Raw genomic sequence first — 24310 nt, forward strand, 5'->3', positions numbered from 1 at the left:
AACGCGCTTCGGGAATCATGCGGGAGTTCTTTTCTATTAGAGATAGAGTATACGAATAATACAAACAGCCCGGCCGTTGAATCGGCCGGGCTGTTTTTCAATCATATTCATGTATCAGGCATCTTATCGCGACCGGAGCGGGCTGCTCTCCGGCTCGCCTGCGCCTGTTGTTTCGCTTAGAGGATCGTGATCCCCAGCAGGATGAAGGAACTGCTCCATCAGCTCCGGATGGCCGGCGTAGGGCCGCTCACGCCGCTTACGGGTGGCCGTTACCCGGAAACCCGCCAGATAGAGCAAGCATTGGGTGGCCAGAACGTAAGGCGAGGCTTCGCTGCCGATCAGATTAAATAAGGCCGAAGCCACAATCAGCAGGTGCAGCACGGTATAAATCATGCCATGCGTTTTTCTTCTCGAATCCATCAATAAACGGTAGAAAGAGATCGTGGCAATGATATTGGAGAGCCATAAACACCAAACCTCGGGGCTTGACCAGGCCGAGGTTTGCCTGAGTTCCTCCGCAAGGAGCGCCGTCCATAGGAGTGCGGCACCCAGTGAAAGGGCAGGTACGGCAGGTTTTAGAAGCAGCCACAAGCCCATCCCCCAGCCGGGCTTCTCCAGCCGTCCAACCAGCTCGTCGCGCTCCTTCATGAGTCTGTTGATCTCCCGGTCCAGCAGCTTGTGAAGCGTCGTCAATCGAGATTCATCGCGATCGCTTAGAAAGATATCCATTTGTTCGTGGAGCTCACGCGTCAGCAGGTCAGCGGATTTGCATTCCTGCAGCAGCCGGATCAGCAGATCCTCGGGGACGGCCGTCCGGGTCGGTCGATGGATAAGCGTGCCGAGAAGCCCTGCCAGCCTGGCGTAGACCGTCAAGGTCTGACGAATGCGAGCGAGCGAATCCTTGCGTGCACCGAGCAGCCGGGACGCACTGTATATGTACAGGCCCACAAATACCGCAGTGGCAAGAAGCGCGGCCACGAGCCCGTCCAGCGAGCCAAAGATATCAACCATCCATTCCGTAAGGGACAAGCGGATCCCTCCTTCAATATTCTACCTTTCACTATTGCACAAGAAGGAAGGGATTTCAAGCCGATTCGGTAACAGGCAGCTATAGAGCGCATGGGGGTTGCGTATAACGTTACGTCATAGCTTATAGTCGCCTTAGGAGGGGATTGAAGTGAAACGAAGAAAAGGATGGATTATCTTGGGTAGCATTCTCATTGCGATACTAGCTATACTGACGGTAGTAGGCTTTCTATTCAGAGATGACGGGTCGTTAAGCGGTTTTGTTACAGAGGATGGGCAGAAGGAATATGCGGCGGCTTATGAGGAGGCGATGAGCCACTTGCCAGAACCGGTGGAGTCGATCAAGGTTCATACCGATTTTGGCGTGGTGCAGCTCTACAAGTTCCAGGGGAGCGATACACCGCACAAAACGCCTTTGTTGCTGCTTCCCGGAAAGGGATCTGCTACACCCATGTGGGAGGCCAATCTTAGCGGCTTTTTAGAACACCGGCCTGTATACACCGTTGATTTGATAGGAGAACCGGGTTTAAGCACGGAAACCAGACGGATTGAAACCGCTGCGGACCAAGCAGCATGGTTAGGGCAAGTATTGGATCAGCTGCCGGAACCAGAGATCCACCTATTAGGGCTGTCGTTCGGCGGGTGGAGTGCGGCGAATCTGGCGCTCAAGCATCCAGAGAAGATTCACTCGCTCTTATTGCTGGACCCTGTCTATGTGTTCGGCCCCATCCCATTGAAAATGATACTGGCCTCCATTCCGGCGACTGTGCCCATGGTGCCCAAACCGATCCGGGAGAAAATGCTCAGCTATATATCCGGCGGGGCTGAAGTCGATGACAGCGATCCGACCGCCAAATTAATCGAAACCGGTATGCGGACATTCAAGAGCAAGCTGCCCATGCCGGAAGCCATCCAGCCGGAACAATTAGCTGAGCTGACGATACCGGTGCTCGGTATTTTAGCTGGACAATCGACGATGCACCATGCTGAAAAGTCGTATCAAACGGGGATGGATGCCTTGAAAGACCCTAATAGCGAGATGGTTTTATTTGAAGAGGCCTCGCATGCGATTAACGGGGAATACCCTGAAGAGTTACTGGAAACGATAGAAGCCTTTTTAGCGAAAATCGAGTAAGGGACAGGAAGGGATGGGTTCATGGGAAAAAAATATTCCGTAAAAGAAATCAGCCAATTGTCGGGAATAACACCGCGAACCATTCAGTACTACGATAATGAAGGGATTCTTAAAGCGGAGCGAGATGAGCTGGGGCATAGAGTATATTATGATAAACAGCTGTATGTACTTGAGCAGATTATGTTCTATAGAGCCATCGGTTTCTCTTTAAAAAAGATAAAAGAACAATTGATTGTGGGCACCGAGGAGCAGGATATCGAGAACATTCTAGATTACCAGGCATCGGTCCTTTATTCACAGAAAGAGAGCATCCAAGCCAAGCTTGACGGATTGCATGTGGCAAAGGAAATGATGAAAGAAGGGTACAACGTACCCTGGGAGCTGTTAGCCCTTCTTATGCGTTCGTTGAATGAGGTCGATATGTCGGCTTGGAAAGAATACGAATTTTCGGAGGAAGACGCGCGGCTGTTTCAAAAAGTATTTGACTCTGAGCAGGCGGTATTGGATTTTTACAATACGTTCAGAAAAATATCGCTGCAAGCTGCAGCTTATAAGGCCTCAAACGTCCCCATCGAGTCCCGTTTAGCCGGGGCCTTAGCCCAAGAATGGCAACAGATGGTTCAACGTGTAACCCATGGCGACGAACGGATTCATGCTGCTTTTTTAGCGGTCGATAACAATCGGGATCAATGGAACGCTGGAGAGCGTCAGCTTGTAATGGAAGCAGAACAATATTTGCAGGACGTCATAGAGCACTATGCTGATCGTAAATGAGCCGCATGCTGCCCGGGTTCGCTTCCAGTGCAGGAAGCTTGATCGTATGCTACTGTTCACATGACGGATCGGTTTTTCTCTTGGTAAACAATGTTTCCTCGAGGTAACATAAGGGGCCGAGCCGCATATAGTATATGAATAAGACATCGAAGAGAGGGAGGGGCCGGGGTGATGGAAGTGCAGGTAAAAAAAGCGCCGCTTCAACGCGCGAAAATGACGGTCGGTTATGTACTGCTTCTCATGTTGACGGTTTGAAAGCGATCAGGCCTTTTACCCAAAGGATAGGATAAGTTCCTTCATTAAACATAAAAGATGGCGCCAGAGGACACACCCTCTTGAAACGCCATCTTTTTTTAATGCCATAATGTAAGGATCGCAACGTTATCGATCGGAGTCATAAAGTTCCTTCCAGTACCTGTAGTCGTGAATGCCGAACCCGGAGAAGGAAGGGTGCTTTTCCGCCTTGGTGCATACCTTGCTCAGCTGTTCCTCCATATAGGACGTGCCTTCCTCGAAAAAGGTAATGTAAGCCCCCTCATTGCTGGACTTGGTCTCCACGGCAATCAGGGCCTCCTTGCCGAGTTCGTCGGCTTCCTTTAGCTCGGTTGCGGCGAGGTTGTATATGTTATCCGCTTGATCGCGATAGGCCATAATGACGATCTGGTCGAACTGCTTGATCATCCAGCGGCTGATCGACATCGACTGATCCGGCAGCTGGTAGGTATGCAGCCAGAAGGTCATGTCGGAGCCGATCGGCAGATTCAGCTTGTGCGCTTCATCGACCAGATAACGGACGCTCGCTTGCCACTGCTTAACGACCGAGGACTGGTTCGTTTTCCATTCGGCCAACACATGCGGCTCGATATCGACATGGATGCCGGTGAAGCGCTCATTCGGGGCAGCGGACGCTTGATATTCGGCGGTCCATTGAATAAACGTCTCCAGCCGGTGACGTTCCGATTCCAGCGCCCAGTTCGGCGCCCCGCCGAGGACGTGAACCTCGATCCCTTGCACTCCTGCCTGGCGGATAAAGCTGCGGTAATACTCGGGACGGACGTCGCGGTTCATCTGCAGGTAGAGCACGTTCACTCCCTGGCTGCCGGCAAAGCTCAGAATGTCATCGGCGGAGTCTTTGATTTGCGGGGTATCCCAGAACCAGGTTGCCTTCTGGCTGGGTTTCGCTTCCGCGGCATCAGGATGAAGCGACAAACTGCTTAGCAGCAGCAGGCCGCCAGCGAGACAGAGAGCCAGCAAGCGGACATATTGTTTTTTCATAGGATGGATGTTCTCCTTTTCATTACGATTTAAACATAAGCATTAGGACAATCTTCGACAAGCGTATACCATTAGTATTGCGTTAGAAGTCATTACGCCAAATATATATTTTCATAAATGTGCACTTATGTATTCTATCGGTGAAAACAATATCTTGTTTCATAGGTCTAAAGATCTAATGTTTTGAGGAAAAATGAATAAGTGGAGTTTGAAGAGGTCTGCAAGGGGATAAGTAAATAGGAGGTGCGATCGGCCAAGTATGGCTATACGCGGCACCGGGTGTTCATACTACTACTTAAGATATAAGAGAACCCTTCCCCATCCTGGGTGATGTAGTATAATTTTTAAACGAAGGAGCGATGAACATGAAGGTAGCATTGATTGGAGCAAGCGGGACGATCGGGAAACGCATTACGGAAGAAGCGCTGCGCCGGGGACACGAGGTAACGGCGGTGCTGCGTAATCCGGATCGCCTTGAAGCGGAGCATGAGCGATTACAGAAAGTCAAAGCGGATGTGATGGATCCTTCGTCATTGGAAGAGGCTGTTCAGGGACACGATGCCGTGATCAGCGCTTTCGGTCCGAAGTTCGGACAAGAAGAGGAGCTTGTAGCAGCCGCGCGGACCATTGTGGAGGGAACGAGACGCGGCGGCGTAACCCGCCTGTTGATCGTTGGCGGCGCAGGCAGCCTGATCGCCGACAGCGGGGTACCGCTTATGGAAACCCCGGAATTTCCGGAAGAGATCAGACCGCTTGCCCGTGCGCATGCGGATGCTTACGATCTTTATAAGGAAAGCGATCTGGAATGGACGTACATCAGTCCGGCGGCCATCATCGAGCCGGGGAAACGTACCGGACAATTCCGGATCGGCATGGACCGCCTGGTGACGGATGAGAGCGGAAGCAGCCGGATCTCGGTTGAAGATTTTGCGGTAGCCGTGATTGATGAACTGGACGATCCGCAGTTCATTCAGTCCCGTTTTACCGTTGCTTATTAATCGACAGGCATCAAGCGAAGTCGTCAGAGCGTTTGGGTAGGATATATCGAAGCAAAGGGGAGAGCTTGGATGTATGTTGTGACGTCCGAACAGATGAGGGCACTCGATAACTACACGATTCGCCGCATCGGCATTCCGGCCATCGCGCTTATGGAAAATGCGGGTAAAGCGATTGCCGAGGAAGTCCTGAAATTATGCCTGGAGCGTCATGGCGCGAGCCAGTTACCGTCCACGGCGGCCGCTCGGACATGCGGAAGCGAGCAAGCCTACTTGCCGGAGGATGAGAGGTGCGACCGGCCGACTTCCTTATTGGGTTATTCGGCAGCGGCAGAGGGCCCTTTCACCGGAAATGAGCGGGTTATCGAGATGAGCCGCCCGTCGCCTGTCATCGACGGAGACGCGCGATTGCCCACCGCGCTGGCGGCGCAGGAACGCTGGCTCATTCTGGTGGGCAAAGGCAATAACGGCGGCGACGGCGTGGTCGCCGCACGGCATTTGCGTGACGCCGGCATAAGCGTCACGCTGCTCTACGCCGCCGAGCCGTCCGCGCTGGCCGGCGAGGCGGCGGTGCAGCGGGATGCCGCGGCAGCGCTCGGCATCCCGGCTCTGGTCCACGGCCGTGCCGCCGTGGACTACGGCGCGTACACCGGCATCGTGGACGCGCTGCTCGGGACGGGCGCGACGGGCGCGCCCCGCGGCGCTTACGCCGCGCTGATCCAGGCCGCGAACGACAGCGGCCTGCCGATTGTGTCCGCCGATATTCCGAGCGGACTGGACGCCGATACCGGCGCGCGGCACGAGCCGTGCATTTCGGCCGCGGTGACGGTATGCCTCGCCTTCCTGAAGCGAGGCTTGGTGCAGTACCCCGGCGCCGGGGCCGCGGGCCGGGTGGTGGTCCGCTCCATCGGCATTCCGGCATCGCTTTGCCGGGAGCAGGGCGTCAGCACGCATCTGCTTACCCCGCATGTCCTTCGGACGGAGCTGGGCGCCGATGTGTCGCGCCGCCGCGCGCCGGACGGACATAAGGGCACCTACGGCCACGTCCTGACCGTGGGGGGCAGCCGCACGATGAGCGGTGCAGGCCTGCTCGCTTCCCGAGCGGCGCTCCGCGCGGGCTGCGGCCTGGTAACCTGGGCGCTCCCTGCCAGTCTGGTGCTGCCGCTGAGCGGAGCCGCGCCCGAGGTGATGCTCGCCCCTGCGACAGAGGAGGAGAGCGGCGGCTACTGGAATGAGGCCTCCGCGGAGCAGGTCCTGGCCCTCGCCAAGTCCCGCGATGTGCTGGCCGTAGGTCCGGGGCTTGGCCGCTTTGAAGGAGACGCCAGGTGGCTCCGCCGGCTGTGGGAAGAATGGGAAGGGCCGCTGGTGGTGGATGCCGACGCGCTGAATATGCTGTCTGCGGCTGGCGATCTCAGCGCCTGGAAGCCGCGTGCCGCGGCCACGGTGCTGACCCCGCATCCCGGGGAGATGTCCCGGCTGCTGGGCATTCCTACTGCCGAGCTGCAGCGGGACCGGATCGGTGCCGCTGCAGGGTTCGCGACCGGGCACGGGGTTACCCTCGTGCTCAAGGGGGCGCATACCGTCGTGGCTTCGCCGGACGGACAAACCTACATCAATACGACCGGCACCTCCGGCATGGCGACCGGAGGCACCGGAGACGTGCTGACCGGCATCATTGCCGGCCTGCTGGCGCAAGGGCATGCCGGTCCGTCTGCAGCCGCGCTTGGCGTGTGGCTGCACGGCCGTGCCGGCGAGCGGGCCGCTCGGCATCGGGGGCATCCCGCCTCGGTCATCGCCGGGGATGTCATCGAAGCGCTTTGAAACAAAGAGCCAAGGGCCCTCATCAGAGGGCCCTTTTTCCATAGGAAAGAGGCTACGGGCTCTTGAATCAGATCAACCAGCACAGCAGGGGAACGGCCAGGGCAAAGAACGGGGTGGCCAGCGAATTGCTGGAGAATTCATGCTTTCCCCACAAGAACAGAAGCAGCGTCAGGGTTCCGGCAGCGGCACGGAGCCAGAGCTGCTCCGGATGACCGCCCGTGAACAAGGCGAAGAACAGAAAACCGACCGCTCCATACACGGCAGCCTGTTTCCCCTTATGCAGCGAAGGCAGGAACGCGAGTATGGCATCGGCCGCGAGAGAGGCCGTCAGCGCGTAACCGTACACCCAGTGTTCTTGCGGCATGTAAAGGCCTAACCACTCCGAGGCCTGATCCGCGCCGGACGGCCACGCCCAATCCAGCAGACTCAGCAGCAGCACGACGATACCGGCGCTGGCCAGCTTGTTTAATGCATAAAACCCCATGTCCATCCGGGCGGACCGTTTGGGAATTCCGGTGTTCATTGTACACATCCTCTGCACGTTATTCGTGGAATCCTCGGATGCTTGCGGCATCCATGCTAGCTGGTTACCATCTGCCCTCCGTTGACGTGAATAGCCTGACCCGTGACAAAAGAAGAAGTGATGGACGATGCCAGGTAAACATAAGCGGGTGCCAGCTCATAAGGCTGTGCGGCTCGCTTCATCGGCGAATTCGTTCCGAATACGGCAACCTCATCGGCGGAGAAGCTGGAAGGGATGAGCGGCGTCCAGACCGAGCCTGGCGCGACGGAGTTGACGCGGATGCCCTGATCGACCAGCGAAAGGGCCAGGGATCGGGTAAGGGAAACGATGGCGCCTTTGGTTGAGGAATAGTCGATGAGCTCCTTTAAACCGTCATAGGCCGTAATGGAGGCCGTGTTGATGATCGACGCCCCTGCTTTCATATGGGGCAGCGCAGCCTGGATCATGAAGAAGAACGGAAAGATATTCGTCTGATAGGTGTGATGCAGCTGTTCTTCCGTAATGTCCAGAATGCTGCGCTGCACATACTGGACGGCATGGTTGTTCACGAGAACATCCACTCTGCCGAAGCAGGCGATCGTCTCGTTAACCACGGCTTCGCAGTTTTTTTTGTAGCGCAGATCGATCTTCATTAAGAGGCATCGTCTGCCGAGCGATTCAATCCGCTGCTTCGTCACTTCCGCATCCGAAGTCTCATATAAGTATGGGATGACCAGATCGGCACCTTCCTTGGCGAAGGCAATGGCGGCCGCTTTGCCGATACCGCTGTCCCCCCCGGTCACAATGGCGATTTTGCCATCCAGTTTACCGCTGCCCCGGTAGGCGGGATCTTCGCTGATCGGACGCGGCGACATCAGGCTTTCAAGGCCCGGCTGGCAGTTTTGATGCTGGGGAGGGAAAGCGATGGGCTGCTCTTTGCATTCGGTTTTGGAGCCTACGTATGGAATGGGCTGTTGGGGATTCATTTCATTCCTCCTTTGGTATACGGGATGTTATTCATGGAACGTCGATGCTTTATCTCTATGCATTCGCCCAGTCCAGGGTGCCGGTTGTGAACAGAATAGGTGAAAGGTCGTGCGCAAACGCGCGGGTTACGGATTTTTAACGATGTCCTTTGAGCTATTGTGGTAAAATATTTCCAATTACATCAATACGGCCAAGGGGGAACGGTCACGGATGAAACCCGTCAAGCGTTCAAAATTCCGCCTGTGGGCAGGCAAGCAGTATTTTACGTACCGGCGTTATTGGGAATGGATGAAGAAGGGAGGCGGCATCGCCCGTACGCAAAGTCCTGAGCCGCTGCGATATTCGGTGTTCACACACCAAACCCCGCTGAAACGCCAGCTCAAGGACGTTGATATGTGGTATCAGCATCATAAGGTGATCAACCTGCGTCTGGCCGTGCGCCATCTGGATGGATTGCTGGTTCGTCCGGGAGAGACGCTGTCCTATTGGAGGAGCATTGGACGCCCGACCCGCAGGAAAGGGTATGTCGACGGCATGGTCCTGTTCTATGGAGGCTTTAAGGCCGGCGTGGGTGGAGGGCTGTGCCAGCTGTCCAACCTCATATACTGGATGACGCTGCACACCCCTCTGGAAGTGAAAGAACGGCATCGGCACAGCTATGACGTATTTCCGGATGCGAACCGGACCCAGCCGTTCGGGAGCGGCGCTACGTGCGCCTATAATTATTTGGACCTTCAGATTTATAATCCGACGAACGATACATACCAGCTGTCGGTATATGTATCAGAGGAGGATTTGATCGGGGAATGGCGATCCAGCGCCGCTCCGCTGCATCGCTATGAAGTATATGAGCGGGACCATCGCATTACCCAGGAAGTTTGGGGAGGATATGCGAGGCATAACGTCATTGGCCGCAAAGTGTTCAACAGGGAAGGCGAACGGATTCGGGATGAGTGGATTACCGAGAACCATGCGCTCATGATGTACTCGCCGCTGCTTGCCGAACAAGGAAGCGGGACGTCCTGATCAAGGGAGGGACTTGGTGTCGATCTTAAACCTTATTCGCTTGGGGGACCTGGTTCGTGATCGGTTATATGATGCGAGCAATAAGGAAACGTCGGTTTGACGCGTCTGCCGCATTGACAAAAGCGCGGACACATTGATACGATGATACTAATTCTGACAAGTTTGCTCTGATTTATGCTGATTGACGTCGGATGTTAGAGCGACTGCTGACCGGAAGACTTTGCCGTATCCTGTAAAGTCTTTTTTTTCTGAGATACAGGCTATGGCGGTCTGACTCTATATCGAGAGGACCCTACATAGCGATCTGAAGCATGCATGAAATGGTGACATTATAAGATAAGCTGAGGTGAATGATTATGGCGAAAGCTGTTATTATTAATGGGAGCCCTACAGCCGGATCCCGATTGAATGCGGTTATGGATTTTGCGGAGCAGGCACTAGCTGCGGCCAATTTCGAGGTGAGCCGGATCGACGTGGCCGGGCTGCCCCCTGAGGATTTGATTCATACGAAGTTTGAGAGCGAACATATCGTCAAAGCCAACGGGCTTGTGGCTGAGGCCGATGCCGTGATTGTGGCAAGTCCGGTTTATAAAGCTTCGTTTACCGGCGTGCTTAAGACGTTTTTGGACCTGATTCCGCAAAAAGGCTTGGCTGGCAAAATCGTGCTTCCGATGTTCATTGGCGGCAGTCTCGCGCATTTGCTGGCGATTGATTATTCGCTCAAGCCCGTGCTGTCCTCGATCGGGGCCCGGCATATTCTGGGCGGCGTGTACGCCGTGGATGCCCAGGTGGCGCGTACCGAGGATGGCGGGTTTGACGTAGCGGAAGTGCTTCAGGAGCGTTTGGCCTCCGCGATGGAGGAATTGATTGAAGAAACCCGTTACCGGACAGAACGCGCATAGGGATAGCGTGAGTGACGGCAGGGGTGTTCTAGCGATATAGATCATATGGAGGGATACCATTTTGCAAAAGCTAGTGTTTTTTGTCGGCGTGGCCGGCACAGGCAAGACAACCGTAGCGAAGAAGCTTGCAGTCCGCATACCGGCTGCATTCCTCGACCGTGATACGGTGGGGGGACGGTTTGTCGAGAAGTTCCTGGAGAGCAACGGACTGGATCCGAACGACCGCGATTCTTCCTTCTATAAAGAGAATCTGCGCGATCTGGAATATGATACGACCAAGGATATTTGCATCGAGAACCTGGGTGCCGGGCAAAATGTCTTTATGATCTCGCCGTTCACGGCGGAGCTCAAGAACCGCGAATGGATTGAAGAGGTCATCGCATCCGCGGGATTAACGAAGAACGACGTTGACGTGAAGGTCATCGTGGTTGCGCTCAAGGACATGGATTTGCAGAAGGAACGGATCATTGACAGACAGACCGAGCGGGATCAGTGGAAGCTGGATCATTGGGACGACTTCAAGAAGCGCGTCGATTTCGTTCCGGAAGTGAACTGGGATATTCCGCAAACGTCCATCAAGGTGTTTGATAACAGCGGCGATCTGACGGAAGAGAAGGTCGAGGAGCTCTATGAATTTATCGTAAGCGAATAGCATATCGTACCAACTGATTCAATATCGGATGAAAAAAGTGCGTCATTCCAGGTGCCGGCATGCCCTGTGATGGCGCATTTTTTTGAATATCAGGGCATCCACTGCGTGAAGGAGCTTCCTACCTGTTATCGACAGAGCAGCAGGGCTTCCCGGGTTCATTCCTTCAGGAATGCGTCGTAGAATGCAGCCTGCATCGGGCGATGATCCTGAATTGGAACCGAAGCTGGAATGTTATATAGTAGACTATAACTATAGGGTTCCGTATATCAAGGAGGGAAAGCGCTTGGATCACACGGCTATGCTTGCCTATCTTCGCAGCGTTGCGTTGATGAGGGATCGTGTTCCGACATTTCATGAATATCCTTTTAATTTGCCGGCCGTAGCAGCTATGGACGGTCTTCATTTTCATCCCAAGGTTACTTATATCGTAGGCGAGAATGGCATGGGCAAATCCACGCTGCTGGAGGCGATTGCCGCGGCCCTCGGGTTTAATCCGGAAGGAGGCACCATCAATTTCTCTTTTTCTACGGCGGAGACGCATTCTGTGCTGTATCAATATATCCGTACGGTTCGAGGAGTCCGGAAGCCGCGGGACGGCTTCTTTTTCAGGGCGGAAAGCTATTATAATGTGGCCTCCGAGGTCGATTCGCTGGGGCTTTGGCAGTCTTATGGCGGAAAGTCGCTGCATCATCAATCCCATGGGGAATCCTTCTTTGCGACGTTTCTGCACCGCTTCGGCGGCAACGGGTTGTACATCATGGACGAGCCGGAAGCGGCCTTGTCGCCATTTCGCCAAATGGCGCTGCTGAGACGCATCCATGACCTGGTTCATGAAGACTCGCAGTTTATTATTTCCACGCATTCGCCGATTGTCATGGCTTATCCGGATTCGATCATCTACAAGCTGACATCCGAAGGCGTGGAAGAGACGAGCCTGGAGGAAACGGATCATTACATGATCACGAAGGAATTCGTGAATCGCCGGGAAGCGATGCTGCATGAATTGTTTGCAGATGATGAGGAATAAACGGGAAGGATAAGGGCTCGCGGATCGCTAGATCTTGCGAGTCCTTTTTGCATTTGTCCTACCTATTATTGTACTGAACGTTTTTTGCTAAGGAATGAATGAGAGATTTTTCTCCTTAGATGCTTCTGATTTTAAGAATTAGAATGGTTCAATTTCTCGAAATAAACTTTGAACGATTTAAGTAATTATTCCGTTACACCTCTATAATTGGGATGAATTAGAATGAAAATCATGAAAATGGTGTTTACAAGTTAGAATGATTGAACTAAAATAGGAAACGAGGTGAAAAACTCTGGAGAACGGAAGAGAAGCAAGCGTGGAGAGACTCATGGACATGTATCGTGAGTTATCGGATAAAATGACGAGGCATCGTGTCGTGTCTTTCTTGAGTCATTTGAGAAAGAACGATTTGACGATGAATCAGTATAAAATCCTAAGTTTGATCGAGCAGGAGGGACCGTGGCTCCCCAACCGGTTGGCTGAGCACATGGAGCTTAAAGCTGCAACGATTACCTATTTGGTCGATGCATTGGAACAGCGGGGATTGGTGATTCGAACGCCGAATCCGAAAGACGGACGCAGCCACTATGTCAATTTTACGGCAGAAGGGCGGCAGCTGGTACTCGACGCGCGCAGCGAGGGGGACTATGCCGTTATGGAATCCTTCAAGCAGCTGGATGAGGACGAGGCGGATAACCTGTATATTTTGCTGCGATTGCTTGGCCGAAAGTTATTTCCAACGGAGTAAATGATAATATTATGTTTAAGTAATCCTGCCTCCAGTTCTGTTCATCAGATCCGGGCGGGGTTACTTTGTTTAGGAGGCTTCTTGTGAACACAGACGAAAAATCTTCATTTTGGCTAATTATGAGCGCCGTGTTTTTCGGCAATTTTCTCGCGGTGCTGAGCATTACCACTATCAACGTAGCCTTTCCGGTGGTGATGGAACAGTTTCATGCCACGCTGAGCACAACCCAATGGCTGATGGCCGGGTATTTGCTGGCAACGGGGATCGTGGCCCCCATCGTAGGCTACATGGGGGACCAGTTAAGTTATAAAAGGCTATTCGTACTTGCATTGACGGGGTTTACCCTCTCGTCGCTGCTATGCGTTGTCGCCTGGAACATCGAAACATTGATCGCATTCCGGATCACGCAAGGCGTTTTCGGCGGGATGATCATCCCGATTACGATGACGATCATCTACCAGGTGTTTCCGCGCGAGCGGCAGGCCTATGCCATGGGCCTGTGGAGCCTGGCTTCCATGCTGGCGCCGGTGATCGGGCCGACCCTGGGCGGATGGCTGGTGCAATACTTCGGGTGGAAATCGATCTTCATCCTGAATGTCCCTATCGGCCTGATATCGATCGTCATCGTAAGCAAATTCATTCCTTTTTATCGACTGACCGGGAAGAAGACTTTCGATCTCCTCGGCTTCTTGACGGTGGTGGCGGGCAGCTCCTGTTTGCTGCTCTCCTTCAGCCATGGCAACGATTGGGGCTGGGGATCCTGGAAGACGATCTCCTTGCTCGTCGCCGGAATTCTGCTGCTGCTGTTCTTCATTAAGTGGGAGCTGCGTATTTCGTCCCCGCTATTGCAGCTGAAGGTCTTCAAATTTCCCCGATTCCGGTACAGCTTGATCTTGAACTGTATCGTGACGATCTCCCTCTATACGGGAACCTTGCTAGTGCCGCTCTATTTGCAGACCGTGCTGAAGCTGTCCCCGATGGATACCGGATTGATCATGCTGCCGGGCGCGATCGTCATGGCGGCGGCATCGCCGATTATCGGCAAATTTTATGACCGGATCGGTCCGTTCCGGCTGGTCATCACGGGTGTCCTTATCATTGTGGCCGCTACGCTGGCTTTCAGCGGGATCGGCACGAATACGTCGGTTCTGTACATTTCCATGCTGCAGCTGGTTCGCTGCCTCGGCATAGCGCTGTGCAACATGCCGTTAACGAACGCCGCGATGAGCGCGGTGTCCAGCGAGTACTCAGGCCATGCATCGTCCATTACGAACTGGGCGCGCCAGGGACTGGCTTCGTTATCCATCGGCATTTTCAGTGCGCTGGTGGTAACCAGAACATCCTATTACATGGGCGCCGGAACTGTGACTCCGCGTGCGGCAACAACCATGGGCATTGATGACGTGTTCATGATCGGCACGATGGTGGCGGTGGTAGCCATACCTCTTACATTTTTGTTACGGGTCAAAAAGAAAAAATCGACTCGCCATGTCGCTCTCTGACCGGGCATGCCCCGGCTGTATGAAGAGGATGAGCCTTCAGGCTGTTGAGACCGGCGCAAGATGCCGGGAACCCGAATATAATCTAGCGATTGAACAGGGTTGAACCTAAGAGCATGCATGACGCATGTATAACCTTAAGGATCGTCGGATAGGCCGTTAACCGATGAGAGAGCAGCATTAGGGGCTGCTCTCTTATTTTGTTTATCCGCTCCATGGCTTGGATGAAATATGACAAAGCTGTTCTTTTATTCAATTCGCGGTCTGTGGTAGGGTGAAGTATACGATTGTAGGGGCTAGGAGGAGCTTATGGAATTTATACGGAAGCTGTGGGTTTTCGGTTATCAGCAGGCTTTGTCCTGCCTATTTCCGGTGATTATCTTCGGCGCGCTGGGACTGACCAAGGTGGTTGAGATTCCGGGTTTGCCGCGGTATGATCTCATTCTTCTCATCTGCGTCTTGGCGCAAATCGGGATGCTGGTGAGCAAGTTGGAGACATGGGATGAACTGAAGGTTATCTGTGTCTTTCACGTCATCGGATTGATGCTGGAGCTGTATAAAGTGCATATGGGCTCATGGTCTTACCCGGAGGAGGGCTGGAGCAAAATCGGCGGCGTTCCGCTGTACAGCGGCTTTATGTATGCGAGCGTAGCCAGTTATATCTGCCAGGCTTGGCGGCGAATGAATTTGCGCATCACCGGCTGGCCGCTGCCTGTGCTGACCGTGCTGATCAGCGCGGCGATCTACGCCAATTTCTTTACCCATCACTACGTATGGGATGCGCGCTGGCTCCTGACCGCATTGTTGTTCGTGGTGTTTGGCAGAACCATGGTGTATTTCGACGTTGACGGAAAAACCTTGCGCATGCCGCTGGTGCTGTCGTTCCTGTTGATTGGTTTTTTTATTTGGATCGCTGAGAATATCTCCACGTTTCTCGGGGCCTGGACCTATCCGGGACAGGAACGGACATGGAGTCTGGTGCATATCGGAAAAATCAGCTCGTGGTTCCTGCTGGTGGTCATCAGCGTCATCATTGTGGCCCAGCTGAAGCATATCAAGCAGGGGAGAGGCCCGTCCAAAGGCAATCCGAAGGGAACGGTCATGTGAATGTAGCTTAGCGGATTTGATCCTTCATGCAGATTCATGTATCCTATGGGTAATCGAGACGATGGAATTAGCGAGCCATAAGGCAAGATACTTGTTATGAACATAGATGGTTGAAATCTTGGCAGGGAGGAGTATTCACATGAAAAAAAGATCATTGGCGTCGTTGTCCAAAGGCATGGGATACTCCACCGCTGTTTTCTTTGATCGGTCCGATGACGGGAGAAGTCTGTCCAAAATCGGATATTCGGCGATCAAGGATCCTTCATGCTATTGACTGAAATGAGGGAGCAGTGGAATTAAAAACACCACAGGTCGCTGGCTTGTGGTTGCATAGATCGGCATGTACACCACAGGTGCGCTGTGGTGTTTTTTTTGTGTTTCTAATGATACGAGCAAAGGAGAGGTAGACCATGTTCATGCAAGGAAAACAGATCTATGTCAAGTCGGTAGAGGAATCGGATGCGGAAGCGCTATGGAAGCTCGAGGTGGATAACCGGGATTTTTTCCAACGGTTCACGGGCTTAAGGGACGACGAATTCTATACCCTTGAGGGACAACTCGAACGGATTCGAAAGGCCCGGGAATCCAGCAAGGCGGATCAGGCGTATCTCTATATGATTGGACTGCGGGATACCGAAACGATCATCGGCGAGATCATGCTGACGGAAGTGGTGCGGGGGAATTTGCAGAGCTGCTGGATCGGTTATTTTCTGGACCGGGACCATAACGGAAAGGGGTACATGACCGAGGCCGTTCAAATGGTGGTGAGGTTTGCCTTTCAGGAATTGAAGTTTCACCGGATTGAAGCGGGCGTGATGCCGCATAATTTAGGCTCGATCCGAGTGCTCCTGAAATCCGGCTTCCATAAAGAAGGCATCGCCAGGAAAAACGTGAAGATTAACGGGAAGTGGGAGGACCATCAGACACTGGCTATGTTGAATGAAGCCGATGAGGAGGTCCCGTCCCCGATTCAGCGGTACAATCCGTCCGTCATCGCCCCGCCGATCGGTCCGTATACCCATGTAACCAAGGTTGCGAGAGGAGCTGAGCTGTTGGTATTCTCCGGCCAGGTGGGGACCGACAGGGAGGGGAAGCTGCCGGCCGATATGAAGGAGCAAGTAGAGAACACCTTGGCCAATATTCAGCGGGTATTGGCCGCGGAAGCCATGTCGGCGGATCATATCGTCAAAATCAATATTTGGGCGGTTCAGGAGGTCGACTGGGATCATTTCCACCGGGAATGGGAGAAATTCCACGGGGGAAAGGCGCCGTCCATGACGATGGCCTACGTGCCGGCACTGGCGATGCCGTCCCTTCAGGTGGAGATTGAGGTCTGGGCCGCGAGGGGGTAACGCTTGATGTAGAGGAACGGATTCAGCCGTCAAAGGCATAAAAAACCTCCGGGATCCCTGTTTAGGGGACCTCGGAGGTTTTGTGTATATGAAGGAAACTTATAGATCGTCAAAGCCGTTGTCGTCGCCCACTTTGCCGTAGTTACGGGATTTGGCTTCGAAGAAGTCGGTTTTTGTTGCGTTGAGGGCTTCGTCGGAGAAAGGCTTGATCCATGGCATGCAGTTGACGTCTACGCCTTCGTAAGCTTTTTCCAGACCCATCATGGTGATGCGACGGTTCGCGATGTACTTGATGTAATCGCTCAACTCGTTCAGATCGATGCCGCGCACATTGCTGAGCGTGTAGTGGGCCCAGTTGGTTTCGAGCTCGACGGCACGGTCAATGGTGCGGTACAGGTAGTCGATGTTCTCTTTAGTGTTCAGCTCAGGGAAATCCTTGAGCAGCTGCTTGAACACTTCGGCGAAGAAGTAGCAGTGCTGGTTCTCGTCACGCTGAATATAGGAGATCATCTGGCTGGTTGCCATCATCTTCTGGTCACGGGCCAGGTTGTAGAAGAAGGCAAACGTGCTGTAGAAGAAAATCCCTTCCAGGATCAGGTCGGCGACCATGGCTTCGAAGAAGGATTGCGGCGACGGATTGTCGCGGAAATTCTGGTAAATGTTCGAGATGAACTGGTTGCGCTCCAGAAGTACCGGATCATGCTTCCAGTATTCGAAGATTTCCTTCTGCTCCTGCTCCGACACGATGGAGGAAAGCACGTAGGAATAGGATTGGTTGTGAACCACCTCTTGCTGACCGATGATGGCCGAGATGGCTTCGAGCGACGAGTCGGTGAAGTAACGCTTCACATCGCTGACAAACATCGTCTGCATGGAATCGAGCACAGCCAGCAGGGAGATGTTGATTTTGAAGGTGCGCTGCTCTTCAGGGTCCAGGCGCGGGAACTGCTGCGCATCCTTGGACATCGGGATTTCATCCGCGATCCAGTGGTTCAGCAGCAGAACCTTATACAATTTATACATATGAGGCATCCGAATGTCGTTCCAGTTCAGGATCCCGGAGCATTCACCTTCAATGACGCGAGTGGAGCGGTTGGGTGCTTCGGTGTTAAATATCTTTTGCATTTGCATGCCGATTTTCTCTCCTTGTATTTCATAGTAGGGCGACGCATAGGCGAAGCCTGAGGGATATGTCCAGCATATTCACGGGACGGGTATCCATCTCCAGCCGCTTGTTGTCCGCCCTTTGCCTGAATGTATTGTAAAGGTTGCAAAGGGCTCCCAAAGGCGGACGTAAACTCTTCCGATTGGATACCCTTACCCTTTGTAGTCTTTTATTAGAAAGCTTATTCCCGCCTGCAATGCGTGAACCCCCGCATGCAGCCGCTCGATGCTTGTCGCACCGCATGAGAAGCGATTCCCAAGGGGAGAGCGATCCCAGCAGACAGTAACTCAACAAATCGCACGAAGTAACTCAATGGTCCCCGCACCGCATGAGAAGCGATTCCCAAAGGGAGAGCGATCCCAGCAGACAGTAACTCAACAAAACGCACGAAGTAACTCAATGGTCCCCGCACCGCATGAGAAGCGATTCCCAAGGGGAGAGCGATCCCAGCAGGCAGTAACTCAACAAAACGCACGAAGTAACTCATGGTCCCTGCACCGCATGAGAAGCGAATCCCAAGGGGAGAGCGATCCCAGCAGGCAGTAACTCAATAAAACGCACGAAGTAACTCATGGTCCCTGCACCGCATGAGTAGCGATTCCCAAGGGGAGAGCGATCCCAGCAGACAGTAACTCAACAAACGTACGAAGCAGCTCATTCGTCTCCGCACCGCATTCCAGCGTTCCCGCAGGGAGAAAGCGCTCCTAGCCAGCAAAGTAACGTAGAAGTGCCCCATTCACACTTTCAACCCCTTGCGGGTGTCCAGAGGGCAGAGCCCTTGGGGCCCTCCCTTGGAAGGGAGGGTTTGGGTGGGTTCGAAAAAGGTTAATCTAAACTCTTAGCTTGCGCACGACTCACACTCTTCAATCGTTAACGCACGGCTGCGTACATAGTACGTGGATTTGATACCGGCTTTCCAGGCATGCAGATGCAGCTCCAGGAATTCCGAAGCCCGGATATCAGGGCGGACGTACAGGTTAAAGCTTTGCGCTTGGTCAACGTGACGCTGACGGGCGGCAGCCATTTTGATGGACCAATGCTGGTCGATCAAGAAAGCCGTTTTATAGTACCAGATCGTTTTCTCGGACAGATCCGGAGCAGGGTTCGCCACTTTATAAGTGGTTTTTTCTTCATAAGACAGAAGTTCGTACAATGGATCGATGCTCGCCGTGGAACCCGCGATGATCGAAGTGGAGCCGTTCGGCGCGATGGCAAACAGCCATGCGTTACGGACGCCGTTCGCTTGCACTTCCTGCTGCAATTCACGCCACTGTTCGGTGGTCACGAACTTGCCTTCATGCTCGCCGTCGGTATAACCGCGGAACGTGAAGTACTCGCCGCTCTCCCAGTCGGAGCCTTTGAATTTCGGATAGTGGCCTTTTTCCTTGGCCAGCTCCATGCTGGATTTGACGAGCAGGTAGTTGATGTGTTCGTACAGATTGTCATTATAGGCAACGGCTTCGTCGGATTCCCAGCGGATGCCTTCCAGCGCCAGCAAGTGGTGCAGACCGAAGGTGCCGAGACCGACCGCGCGATATTGGCTGTTGGTGTATTGAGCTTGCAGAACTTCAATATTGTTAATGTCGATGACGTTATCCAGCATGCGAACCTGGATCGGAACGAGACGCTCCAGCACACCGGCAGGTACGGCACGAGCCAAGTGGATGGAGTTCAGGTTGCAGACAACGAAATCGCCAGGGATTTTGGAAATCACGATCCGGGTTTGGCCGTCTTTCGTAACCAGCTCCTCTTGCTCAACGACCGTCGGAGATTGGTTCTGCATGATCTCCGTGCACAGGTTGGAAGAGTAGATCATGCCATGAGCCGAGTTCGGGTTCGCACGGTTGACCGTGTCGCGGTAGAACATGTACGGCGTACCGGTTTCAAGCTGGGACTTCATGATGCGCTTCATAATGTCGATGGCTTGTACGGTAATGCGCGGCAGCAGCGGGTTCGCTACGGCTTCCGCGTATTTTTGGCGGAATTCGCCTTCGCCTTGAGTATGGTCATAGAAGTCCTCCAGACCTAGCGGACGGCCGTTCTCGTCTTTCCAGCCCATGATTTTCTTCACTTCATGCGGACAGAACAGGCTCCACTCTTCACGAGCTTCGACAGCCTCCATGAACAGGTCGGGCAGACATACGCCATGGAACACGTCATGCGCTCTCATGCGCTCGTCGCCGTTGTTCAGCTTCAGATCCAGGAAGGACAGGATGTCTTTGTGGAACACATCCAGATAAACCGCGATGGCACCTTTACGAGTTCCCAATTGGTCAACGCTAACAGCGGTGTTGTTCAGCTGGCGAATCCAAGGGATGACGCCGGAACTGGTATTCTTGTGACCACGGATGTCAGAGCCGCGTGCACGGACTTTACCGAGGTATACCCCGATGCCGCCGCCCATTTTGCTGAGACGGGCGATGTCCGTATTGGAATCGAAGATTCCTTCCAGGGAGTCGTCCACGGTATCGATGAAGCAGCTGGACAGCTGGCCGGCTACTTTTTTACCTGCATTGGACATGGTCGGCGTAGCCGCCGTCATGTACAGGTTACTCATGGCCCAGTAGGCTTCCTTGACAAGGTCAAGACGCTTGTCGGCAGGCTCGTTATGCATGAGGAACATCGCGATGACCATGTAGCGTTCTTGCGGAAGTTCCATGACGCGACCGTCAAAGTCGTTTGCCAGGTAACGCTCAGCCAGCGTCAACAGACCGATGTAATCAAACAGCAGATCGCGGCTTGGATCGATGCATTCGCCGAGTTCTTCGATTTGTTCTTTGGTGTAGCTGGTCAGAAGGTCCTCGCGATAGATGCCTTTCTGTACAAGCTCCGTAATGAGCGGGTAGAAGGCACCGTATGGTTCTTCCGGGTATGCTTTGTATCGGCGGTTGGTAGCCGCTTTTTTATATAAAGAGGTCAGAAACGAACGCGCAGCCGCAAACTTCCAATTCGGCTCCTCTTTGGTTACAAGCTCAAGGGCGGACATCGTGAAGGCGCTGCTGATTTCTTCGCCGGTAACTTGCTCACCGCGCAATTTGGCATTGACGCCGCGAAGCAGACGCTCCTTATCGAGCATGTCCAATCCTTTCAGAGTCCGGTCGGCATAGACGGAGAGGCGAATTTCATCAAAGGCGAGCTGACGGTTGTTCGGTTTAACTACGAGCTGGGGCATGAATAAATTCCTCGCTTTCTTCGGGGGAAATATGAAAAAGGACATCAAAAAAACATTTTCTAAAACCCGCGGGCAGGCTTGAAAATGTCCGTGCGCTGTGATCGGAAATGACGTTTGACATAAGCCCTTGAACGGGCATGATGTTATGTACAGACGCAAGTTTAACGAACACTTACCTAAAGCCCCGTAGGTTGGTGTCTGCTGCATATAGGCAGGTCTCTGACTCGGGCTTCTGCCTCCCGGCGGTGCCTTCCGAAAACCTTGATCCGATTGTTCGGTGGCTATGCCGTATGAGGAAAGCTGAAAAAATGATGAACAGCCTAAGAGCCCTTACAGTGGCGGGACCGTGATGGATTTACACCATGCTTCCCTATTAAGCCGGACTGCCTTATGGGTTGATCCGGCACCTATATACACTATATTTGGTTGTTGTTAATCTAATTTAACCCAATATATTGTGTTTGTAAACCATATTCTTAAAATTGAACGCAAAAAGAATTATAGCAAACGAGCGGTCATTGTGCCAGTTAAGAAACTGTCAAAAGGCGATAAGATTTCCTGGATTGTGACCAAATGCGACCTTTTCTGCACAGATACCGCGTATATTCTCGTTTTGACAAAATAGGATATAGCCATATGGATGAGGGGGACAGGATACACTATATCTTGTGTGAAGCTAAAATTGAGGGCTTTGATATGGCGGACCGAAATTGGTATGATATCCGTATCCGGAATTGGAAAATGGAAGAGTATCACGTGATTGAGATATGACGAGGGAGGTTGTTCAGATGGCAATAGCAGAGGTAACGGTGATTCCGATCGGAACCGCAACCACGAGTTTAAGCGCTTATGTCGCCGAGATGCAGCGAATATTGAAACAGCAGGACGGGATTTCCTATGAGCTGACATCGATGAGCACGATCATCGAGGGGGAGCTTAACATGATCTGGCGGGCGATTGAGGCTTTGCATGAAGCGCCTTTTTTGTCCGGGGCAAAGCGCGTATCGACTTCCGTTAAAATTGACGACCGCAGGGACCAGGTCTCCTCGAGCAAACAGAAGATCCGATCCGTGCAGGAGAAGTTAGGCGGGTAATGCCGCCAATTTCGGTGGATATTCCCGTTAGATTAGGACTTGCATTTTGCTGCCGAAGTATTATAATAATTTTTGTTGTTTCGAGAGGAATATCATCGGACCACATGTGCTGGTGTAGCTCAGGGGTAGAGCAACGCACTCGTAATGCGTAGGTCGGGGGTTCAATTCCCTTCACCAGCATCTTACGTTAATATTTCCCGCCATATCAACGTTTGGACGTTCGTTGAATGTAACGGATAGGCATCGCCAGGTCGACGCATTCTTCTCGTTGTAATGGACGAGCGTAGGCGCTGAAATGCGGTATAATCGGAGTCTCCTACAGTACATTGTAGGGGGGCTTTTTTGTTATGAGCATAGATCCACGTAAAGGTAAGAAAGCCGTTATAAATAAACGGAAGGGCCGCGTCCAAGATATCGGAGCAACTCCGTAAGACATCGGATTCCACCTGTTTTATAGCGCAAAACAGACGGAGGGCTTACGTAAACGAACGCTTGCAGATTATAAAAGTTACTGGCGTTACTTTCGAGAATGGCTCACGCGAGCACATCCGGAGATAGAACTGATCGGTCAAATCACGGTCGTTACTCTCCGTGAATACATAAAATACATGTCGCATGAACATAAGCGTTACGAAGCCGTAGAGTGCTGTAAGAAGGACGGAAAGAAGCTTTCGTCGGCGACCGTAGCTTCCAGACTTCGCGCATTACAGACGATGTGTAAGTTTTGGGGTACGGAGGGACTGACGCAGACTAATGCGGCTGAGAAGATTAAAGCACCGCGTATGGATATACCTGAAAAGAACATAATCACGGACGAACAACTCTCGGCAATTATTGCGGCTGCAGATACGACCACTTTTGCAGGCTATAGAGATTATGTGCTGATGATTCTTCTTGCGGACTCGGGGTTACGAATTAACGAGGCGCTTCAAATTGAAGACACATTCATCGATATTAAGACCCGATGCATACGTCTTCCCGGACAGCTAAATAAGAATCGTAAGCCGCGTATTGTCCCGGTATCTGCTTCCGTATTGCGCGAGGTTATTCGTTTAATGGAAGAAACGCAGGATTACTTCGATACGCAATATGTCTTCGTTTCAAATTATGGGGATCGGTTGAAGGCGGATCAATTTCGTAAGAGGCTACGTCAGTATGCGATTGAAGCCGGCATTGATACTTCTAAGACGCAAGTGTCTCCGCATAGATTTCGCGATTACTTTATAACGAATTACCTACTAAATGGAGGAGACTTATTTACGCTTCAACGTATTGTGGCACACGCTGATATTAAGACGACACAGGGCTACGTTAAAGTTAACGAAGAGGCAATGCGAGATAGTCATACGCAATATTCTCAGATATCACGGTTAGGGGTACCTCGCATGAGAAAGAGAGGACGTTGATCTACGGACGGGATTGCCTTTAAAAGAAAATATATTTAATCAAGCTATTTTAAGCATCCCAATCATTCAACGAACATGGTAGAATGTTTTATGCGAGGTAAGCGGCCCAGAGGTGATCGCTTGGATAAGAATCTTTTAATCCTTATATTTACCGCAATGACCTTTGTAGTAGTGTTATTCGGTGTAATTATTGATTTAATCGCTTTAACGAAAAAATAAAGAGTAGCTCATAAACCTCCGCCAAGAGATGAGCTACTCAATTTAGAGATATCCTTTATTACCCTTACCTCGCGACTAACAATATAACGATATTCCGATATCGTCAATTATATTTTACACCTGTTAAAGTAACGTTACAACTATTTTTCATTGCATTCACTTAAATAAAGAGGGGAACCTAATCAGGGACCGCGGCCTTTATGGTTTAGCGGTCTTTTTCTTGCGGACAACCATGTCGTAATATGGTAAAATTTCGGTCATGGGACGATTTATGAAACCGCTGCCTGTCGATATACATTTTTATACCGCGATGCTCGATCGGACACCCATCGTAGTGTTTATTGCGGACAAGCTCATCGGCAGCGGAAAGATAGAGGAAGTAACGGAGAATAGCGTTATCTTCGCGTGAGTTGTACGTTTAAATAT

Annotated in this window: 22 protein-coding genes, 1 tRNA gene and 1 riboswitch; of the genes, 17 read left to right on the forward strand and 6 right to left on the reverse strand. The window is 52.4% G+C overall.

All coding sequences use genetic code 11. The features are described from left to right. Window positions 1-123 precede the first annotated feature (123 nt). Window positions 124-1029 (reverse strand): hypothetical protein, encoded by a 906-nt coding sequence (locus GYMC10_RS03270; RefSeq protein WP_012818835.1) that lies wholly within the window; start codon window positions 1027-1029, stop codon window positions 124-126. Between the two features lie 148 nt (window positions 1030-1177). On the opposite strand from GYMC10_RS03270, the gene GYMC10_RS03275 reads away from it, so the two are divergent. Together GYMC10_RS03275 and GYMC10_RS03280 are read left to right on the forward strand one after the other, a co-directional pair. After that, the gene (locus GYMC10_RS03275; RefSeq protein WP_012818836.1) at window positions 1178-2161 is read left to right on the forward strand and encodes an alpha/beta fold hydrolase; all 984 of its coding nucleotides are present in this window, start codon (window positions 1178-1180) and stop codon (window positions 2159-2161) included. A 21-nt stretch (window positions 2162-2182) separates the two neighbouring features. Then, window positions 2183-2935 carry a MerR family transcriptional regulator gene (locus tag GYMC10_RS03280; RefSeq protein WP_012818837.1) on the forward strand — a complete coding sequence of 251 codons (753 nt, stop codon included), beginning with the start codon at window positions 2183-2185 and terminating at the stop codon, window positions 2933-2935. A 381-nt stretch (window positions 2936-3316) separates the two neighbouring features. Here GYMC10_RS03280 and GYMC10_RS03285 read toward each other — a convergent pair whose 3' ends face one another. Continuing rightward, complete coding sequence (locus GYMC10_RS03285) at window positions 3317-4210, reverse strand: hypothetical protein (RefSeq protein ID WP_012818838.1); 894 nt, start codon at window positions 4208-4210, stop codon at window positions 3317-3319. A gap of 365 nt (window positions 4211-4575) precedes the next feature. On the opposite strand from GYMC10_RS03285, the gene GYMC10_RS03290 reads away from it, so the two are divergent. Beyond that, a complete protein-coding gene (locus GYMC10_RS03290) occupies window positions 4576-5208 on the forward strand; it encodes an NAD(P)-dependent oxidoreductase (RefSeq protein WP_012818839.1) in 633 nt (210 codons plus the stop codon). A 69-nt stretch (window positions 5209-5277) separates the two neighbouring features. Beyond that, window positions 5278-7026: a bifunctional ADP-dependent NAD(P)H-hydrate dehydratase/NAD(P)H-hydrate epimerase gene (locus tag GYMC10_RS03295; RefSeq protein WP_012818840.1), complete on the forward strand. Its 1749-nt coding sequence runs from the start codon at window positions 5278-5280 to the stop codon at window positions 7024-7026. 67 nt (window positions 7027-7093) lie between these two features. Here the strand turns inward: GYMC10_RS03295 and GYMC10_RS03300 are convergent, their stop codons facing one another. Beyond that, entirely contained in the window at window positions 7094-7549 is a 456-nt protein-coding gene (locus tag GYMC10_RS03300; protein WP_012818841.1) for a hypothetical protein, read from the reverse strand. A 56-nt stretch (window positions 7550-7605) separates the two neighbouring features. Beyond that, entirely contained in the window at window positions 7606-8514 is a 909-nt protein-coding gene (locus GYMC10_RS03305; protein WP_012818842.1) for an SDR family oxidoreductase, read from the reverse strand. 211 nt (window positions 8515-8725) lie between these two features. On the opposite strand from GYMC10_RS03305, the gene GYMC10_RS03310 reads away from it, so the two are divergent. The 9 genes from GYMC10_RS03310 to GYMC10_RS03345 all read left to right on the forward strand — a co-directional run bounded on the left by GYMC10_RS03310 (window position 8726) and on the right by GYMC10_RS03345 (window position 16828). Further along, a complete protein-coding gene (locus tag GYMC10_RS03310; RefSeq protein WP_012818843.1) occupies window positions 8726-9541 on the forward strand; it encodes a VanW family protein in 816 nt (271 codons plus the stop codon). Window positions 9542-9897: 356 nt separating this feature from the next. Continuing rightward, window positions 9898-10443 carry an NADPH-dependent FMN reductase gene (gene ssuE / locus GYMC10_RS03315; protein ID WP_012818844.1) on the forward strand — a complete coding sequence of 182 codons (546 nt, stop codon included), beginning with the start codon at window positions 9898-9900 and terminating at the stop codon, window positions 10441-10443. A gap of 61 nt (window positions 10444-10504) precedes the next feature. Then, window positions 10505-11095: an AAA family ATPase gene (locus GYMC10_RS03320; protein WP_012818845.1), complete on the forward strand. Its 591-nt coding sequence runs from the start codon at window positions 10505-10507 to the stop codon at window positions 11093-11095. 283 nt (window positions 11096-11378) lie between these two features. Then, window positions 11379-12122, forward strand: a complete 744-nt coding sequence (locus GYMC10_RS03325) for an AAA family ATPase (RefSeq protein WP_012818846.1) — start codon at window positions 11379-11381, stop codon at window positions 12120-12122. Between the two features lie 328 nt (window positions 12123-12450). Further along, a complete protein-coding gene (locus GYMC10_RS03330; protein ID WP_012818847.1) occupies window positions 12451-12870 on the forward strand; it encodes a MarR family winged helix-turn-helix transcriptional regulator in 420 nt (139 codons plus the stop codon). A gap of 83 nt (window positions 12871-12953) precedes the next feature. Beyond that, entirely contained in the window at window positions 12954-14372 is a 1419-nt protein-coding gene (locus tag GYMC10_RS03335) for an MDR family MFS transporter (protein ID WP_012818848.1), read from the forward strand. A gap of 306 nt (window positions 14373-14678) precedes the next feature. Beyond that, complete coding sequence (locus GYMC10_RS03340) at window positions 14679-15476, forward strand: DUF817 domain-containing protein (protein ID WP_012818849.1); 798 nt, start codon at window positions 14679-14681, stop codon at window positions 15474-15476. A 139-nt stretch (window positions 15477-15615) separates the two neighbouring features. Next, window positions 15616-15750, forward strand: a complete 135-nt coding sequence (locus tag GYMC10_RS32845) for a hypothetical protein (RefSeq protein ID WP_012818850.1) — start codon at window positions 15616-15618, stop codon at window positions 15748-15750. A gap of 136 nt (window positions 15751-15886) precedes the next feature. After that, the gene (locus tag GYMC10_RS03345) at window positions 15887-16828 is read left to right on the forward strand and encodes a GNAT family N-acetyltransferase (protein WP_012818851.1); all 942 of its coding nucleotides are present in this window, start codon (window positions 15887-15889) and stop codon (window positions 16826-16828) included. Between the two features lie 99 nt (window positions 16829-16927). Here the strand turns inward: GYMC10_RS03345 and GYMC10_RS03350 are convergent, their stop codons facing one another. Together GYMC10_RS03350 and GYMC10_RS03355 are read right to left on the reverse strand one after the other, a co-directional pair. After that, complete coding sequence (locus GYMC10_RS03350) at window positions 16928-17959, reverse strand: ribonucleotide-diphosphate reductase subunit beta (RefSeq protein WP_012818852.1); 1032 nt, start codon at window positions 17957-17959, stop codon at window positions 16928-16930. Window positions 17960-18831: 872 nt separating this feature from the next. Beyond that, window positions 18832-21165, reverse strand: coding sequence for a ribonucleoside-diphosphate reductase subunit alpha (locus GYMC10_RS03355; RefSeq protein WP_012818853.1), 2334 nt, complete (start codon window positions 21163-21165; stop codon window positions 18832-18834). 192 nt (window positions 21166-21357) lie between these two features. Next, window positions 21358-21591, reverse strand: a riboswitch (cobalamin riboswitch). Between the two features lie 362 nt (window positions 21592-21953). Between GYMC10_RS03355 and GYMC10_RS03360 the strand changes: the two genes are divergently transcribed. The 4 genes from GYMC10_RS03360 (at window position 21954) to GYMC10_RS32420 (ending at window position 24293) form a co-directional block, all read left to right on the forward strand. Beyond that, on the forward strand, window positions 21954-22259 hold the full coding sequence (locus tag GYMC10_RS03360) for an MTH1187 family thiamine-binding protein (RefSeq protein WP_012818855.1): 306 nt from the start codon (window positions 21954-21956) through the stop codon (window positions 22257-22259). A 108-nt stretch (window positions 22260-22367) separates the two neighbouring features. Then, a tRNA-Thr gene (locus tag GYMC10_RS03365) sits at window positions 22368-22439 on the forward strand. A 602-nt stretch (window positions 22440-23041) separates the two neighbouring features. Continuing rightward, entirely contained in the window at window positions 23042-23665 is a 624-nt protein-coding gene (locus tag GYMC10_RS03370; protein WP_187293008.1) for a tyrosine-type recombinase/integrase, read from the forward strand. A 490-nt stretch (window positions 23666-24155) separates the two neighbouring features. After that, window positions 24156-24293 carry a hypothetical protein gene (locus GYMC10_RS32420; protein WP_012818856.1) on the forward strand — a complete coding sequence of 46 codons (138 nt, stop codon included), beginning with the start codon at window positions 24156-24158 and terminating at the stop codon, window positions 24291-24293. Window positions 24294-24310 lie beyond the last annotated feature (17 nt).

Source organism: Paenibacillus sp. Y412MC10, from assembly GCF_000024685.1.
GTDB classification, from domain to species: Bacteria; Bacillota; Bacilli; order Paenibacillales; family Paenibacillaceae; genus Paenibacillus_AQ; species Paenibacillus_AQ lautus_A.

Coding starts and splice junctions, on each gene's coding strand:
- GYMC10_RS03280 (WP_012818837.1), top strand. CDS start 2,183: ATGGGAAAAAAATATTCCGTAAAAGAAATCAGCCAATTGTCGGGAATA.
- GYMC10_RS03285 (WP_012818838.1), bottom strand. CDS start 4,210: ATGAAAAAACAATATGTCCGCTTGCTGGCTCTCTGTCTCGCTGGCGGC.
- GYMC10_RS03290 (WP_012818839.1), top strand. CDS start 4,576: ATGAAGGTAGCATTGATTGGAGCAAGCGGGACGATCGGGAAACGCATT.
- GYMC10_RS03295 (WP_012818840.1), top strand. CDS start 5,278: ATGTATGTTGTGACGTCCGAACAGATGAGGGCACTCGATAACTACACG.
- GYMC10_RS03300 (WP_012818841.1), bottom strand. CDS start 7,549: ATGAACACCGGAATTCCCAAACGGTCCGCCCGGATGGACATGGGGTTT.
- GYMC10_RS03305 (WP_012818842.1), bottom strand. CDS start 8,514: ATGAATCCCCAACAGCCCATTCCATACGTAGGCTCCAAAACCGAATGC.
- GYMC10_RS03310 (WP_012818843.1), top strand. CDS start 8,726: ATGAAACCCGTCAAGCGTTCAAAATTCCGCCTGTGGGCAGGCAAGCAG.
- ssuE (WP_012818844.1), top strand. CDS start 9,898: ATGGCGAAAGCTGTTATTATTAATGGGAGCCCTACAGCCGGATCCCGA.
- GYMC10_RS03330 (WP_012818847.1), top strand. CDS start 12,451: ATGGACATGTATCGTGAGTTATCGGATAAAATGACGAGGCATCGTGTC.
- GYMC10_RS03340 (WP_012818849.1), top strand. CDS start 14,679: ATGGAATTTATACGGAAGCTGTGGGTTTTCGGTTATCAGCAGGCTTTG.
- GYMC10_RS32845 (WP_012818850.1), top strand. CDS start 15,616: ATGAAAAAAAGATCATTGGCGTCGTTGTCCAAAGGCATGGGATACTCC.
- GYMC10_RS03345 (WP_012818851.1), top strand. CDS start 15,887: ATGTTCATGCAAGGAAAACAGATCTATGTCAAGTCGGTAGAGGAATCG.
- GYMC10_RS03350 (WP_012818852.1), bottom strand. CDS start 17,959: ATGCAAATGCAAAAGATATTTAACACCGAAGCACCCAACCGCTCCACT.
- GYMC10_RS03355 (WP_012818853.1), bottom strand. CDS start 21,165: ATGCCCCAGCTCGTAGTTAAACCGAACAACCGTCAGCTCGCCTTTGAT.
- GYMC10_RS03360 (WP_012818855.1), top strand. CDS start 21,954: ATGGCAATAGCAGAGGTAACGGTGATTCCGATCGGAACCGCAACCACG.
- GYMC10_RS03370 (WP_187293008.1), top strand. CDS start 23,042: ATGGATATACCTGAAAAGAACATAATCACGGACGAACAACTCTCGGCA.
- GYMC10_RS32420 (WP_012818856.1), top strand. CDS start 24,156: ATGAAACCGCTGCCTGTCGATATACATTTTTATACCGCGATGCTCGAT.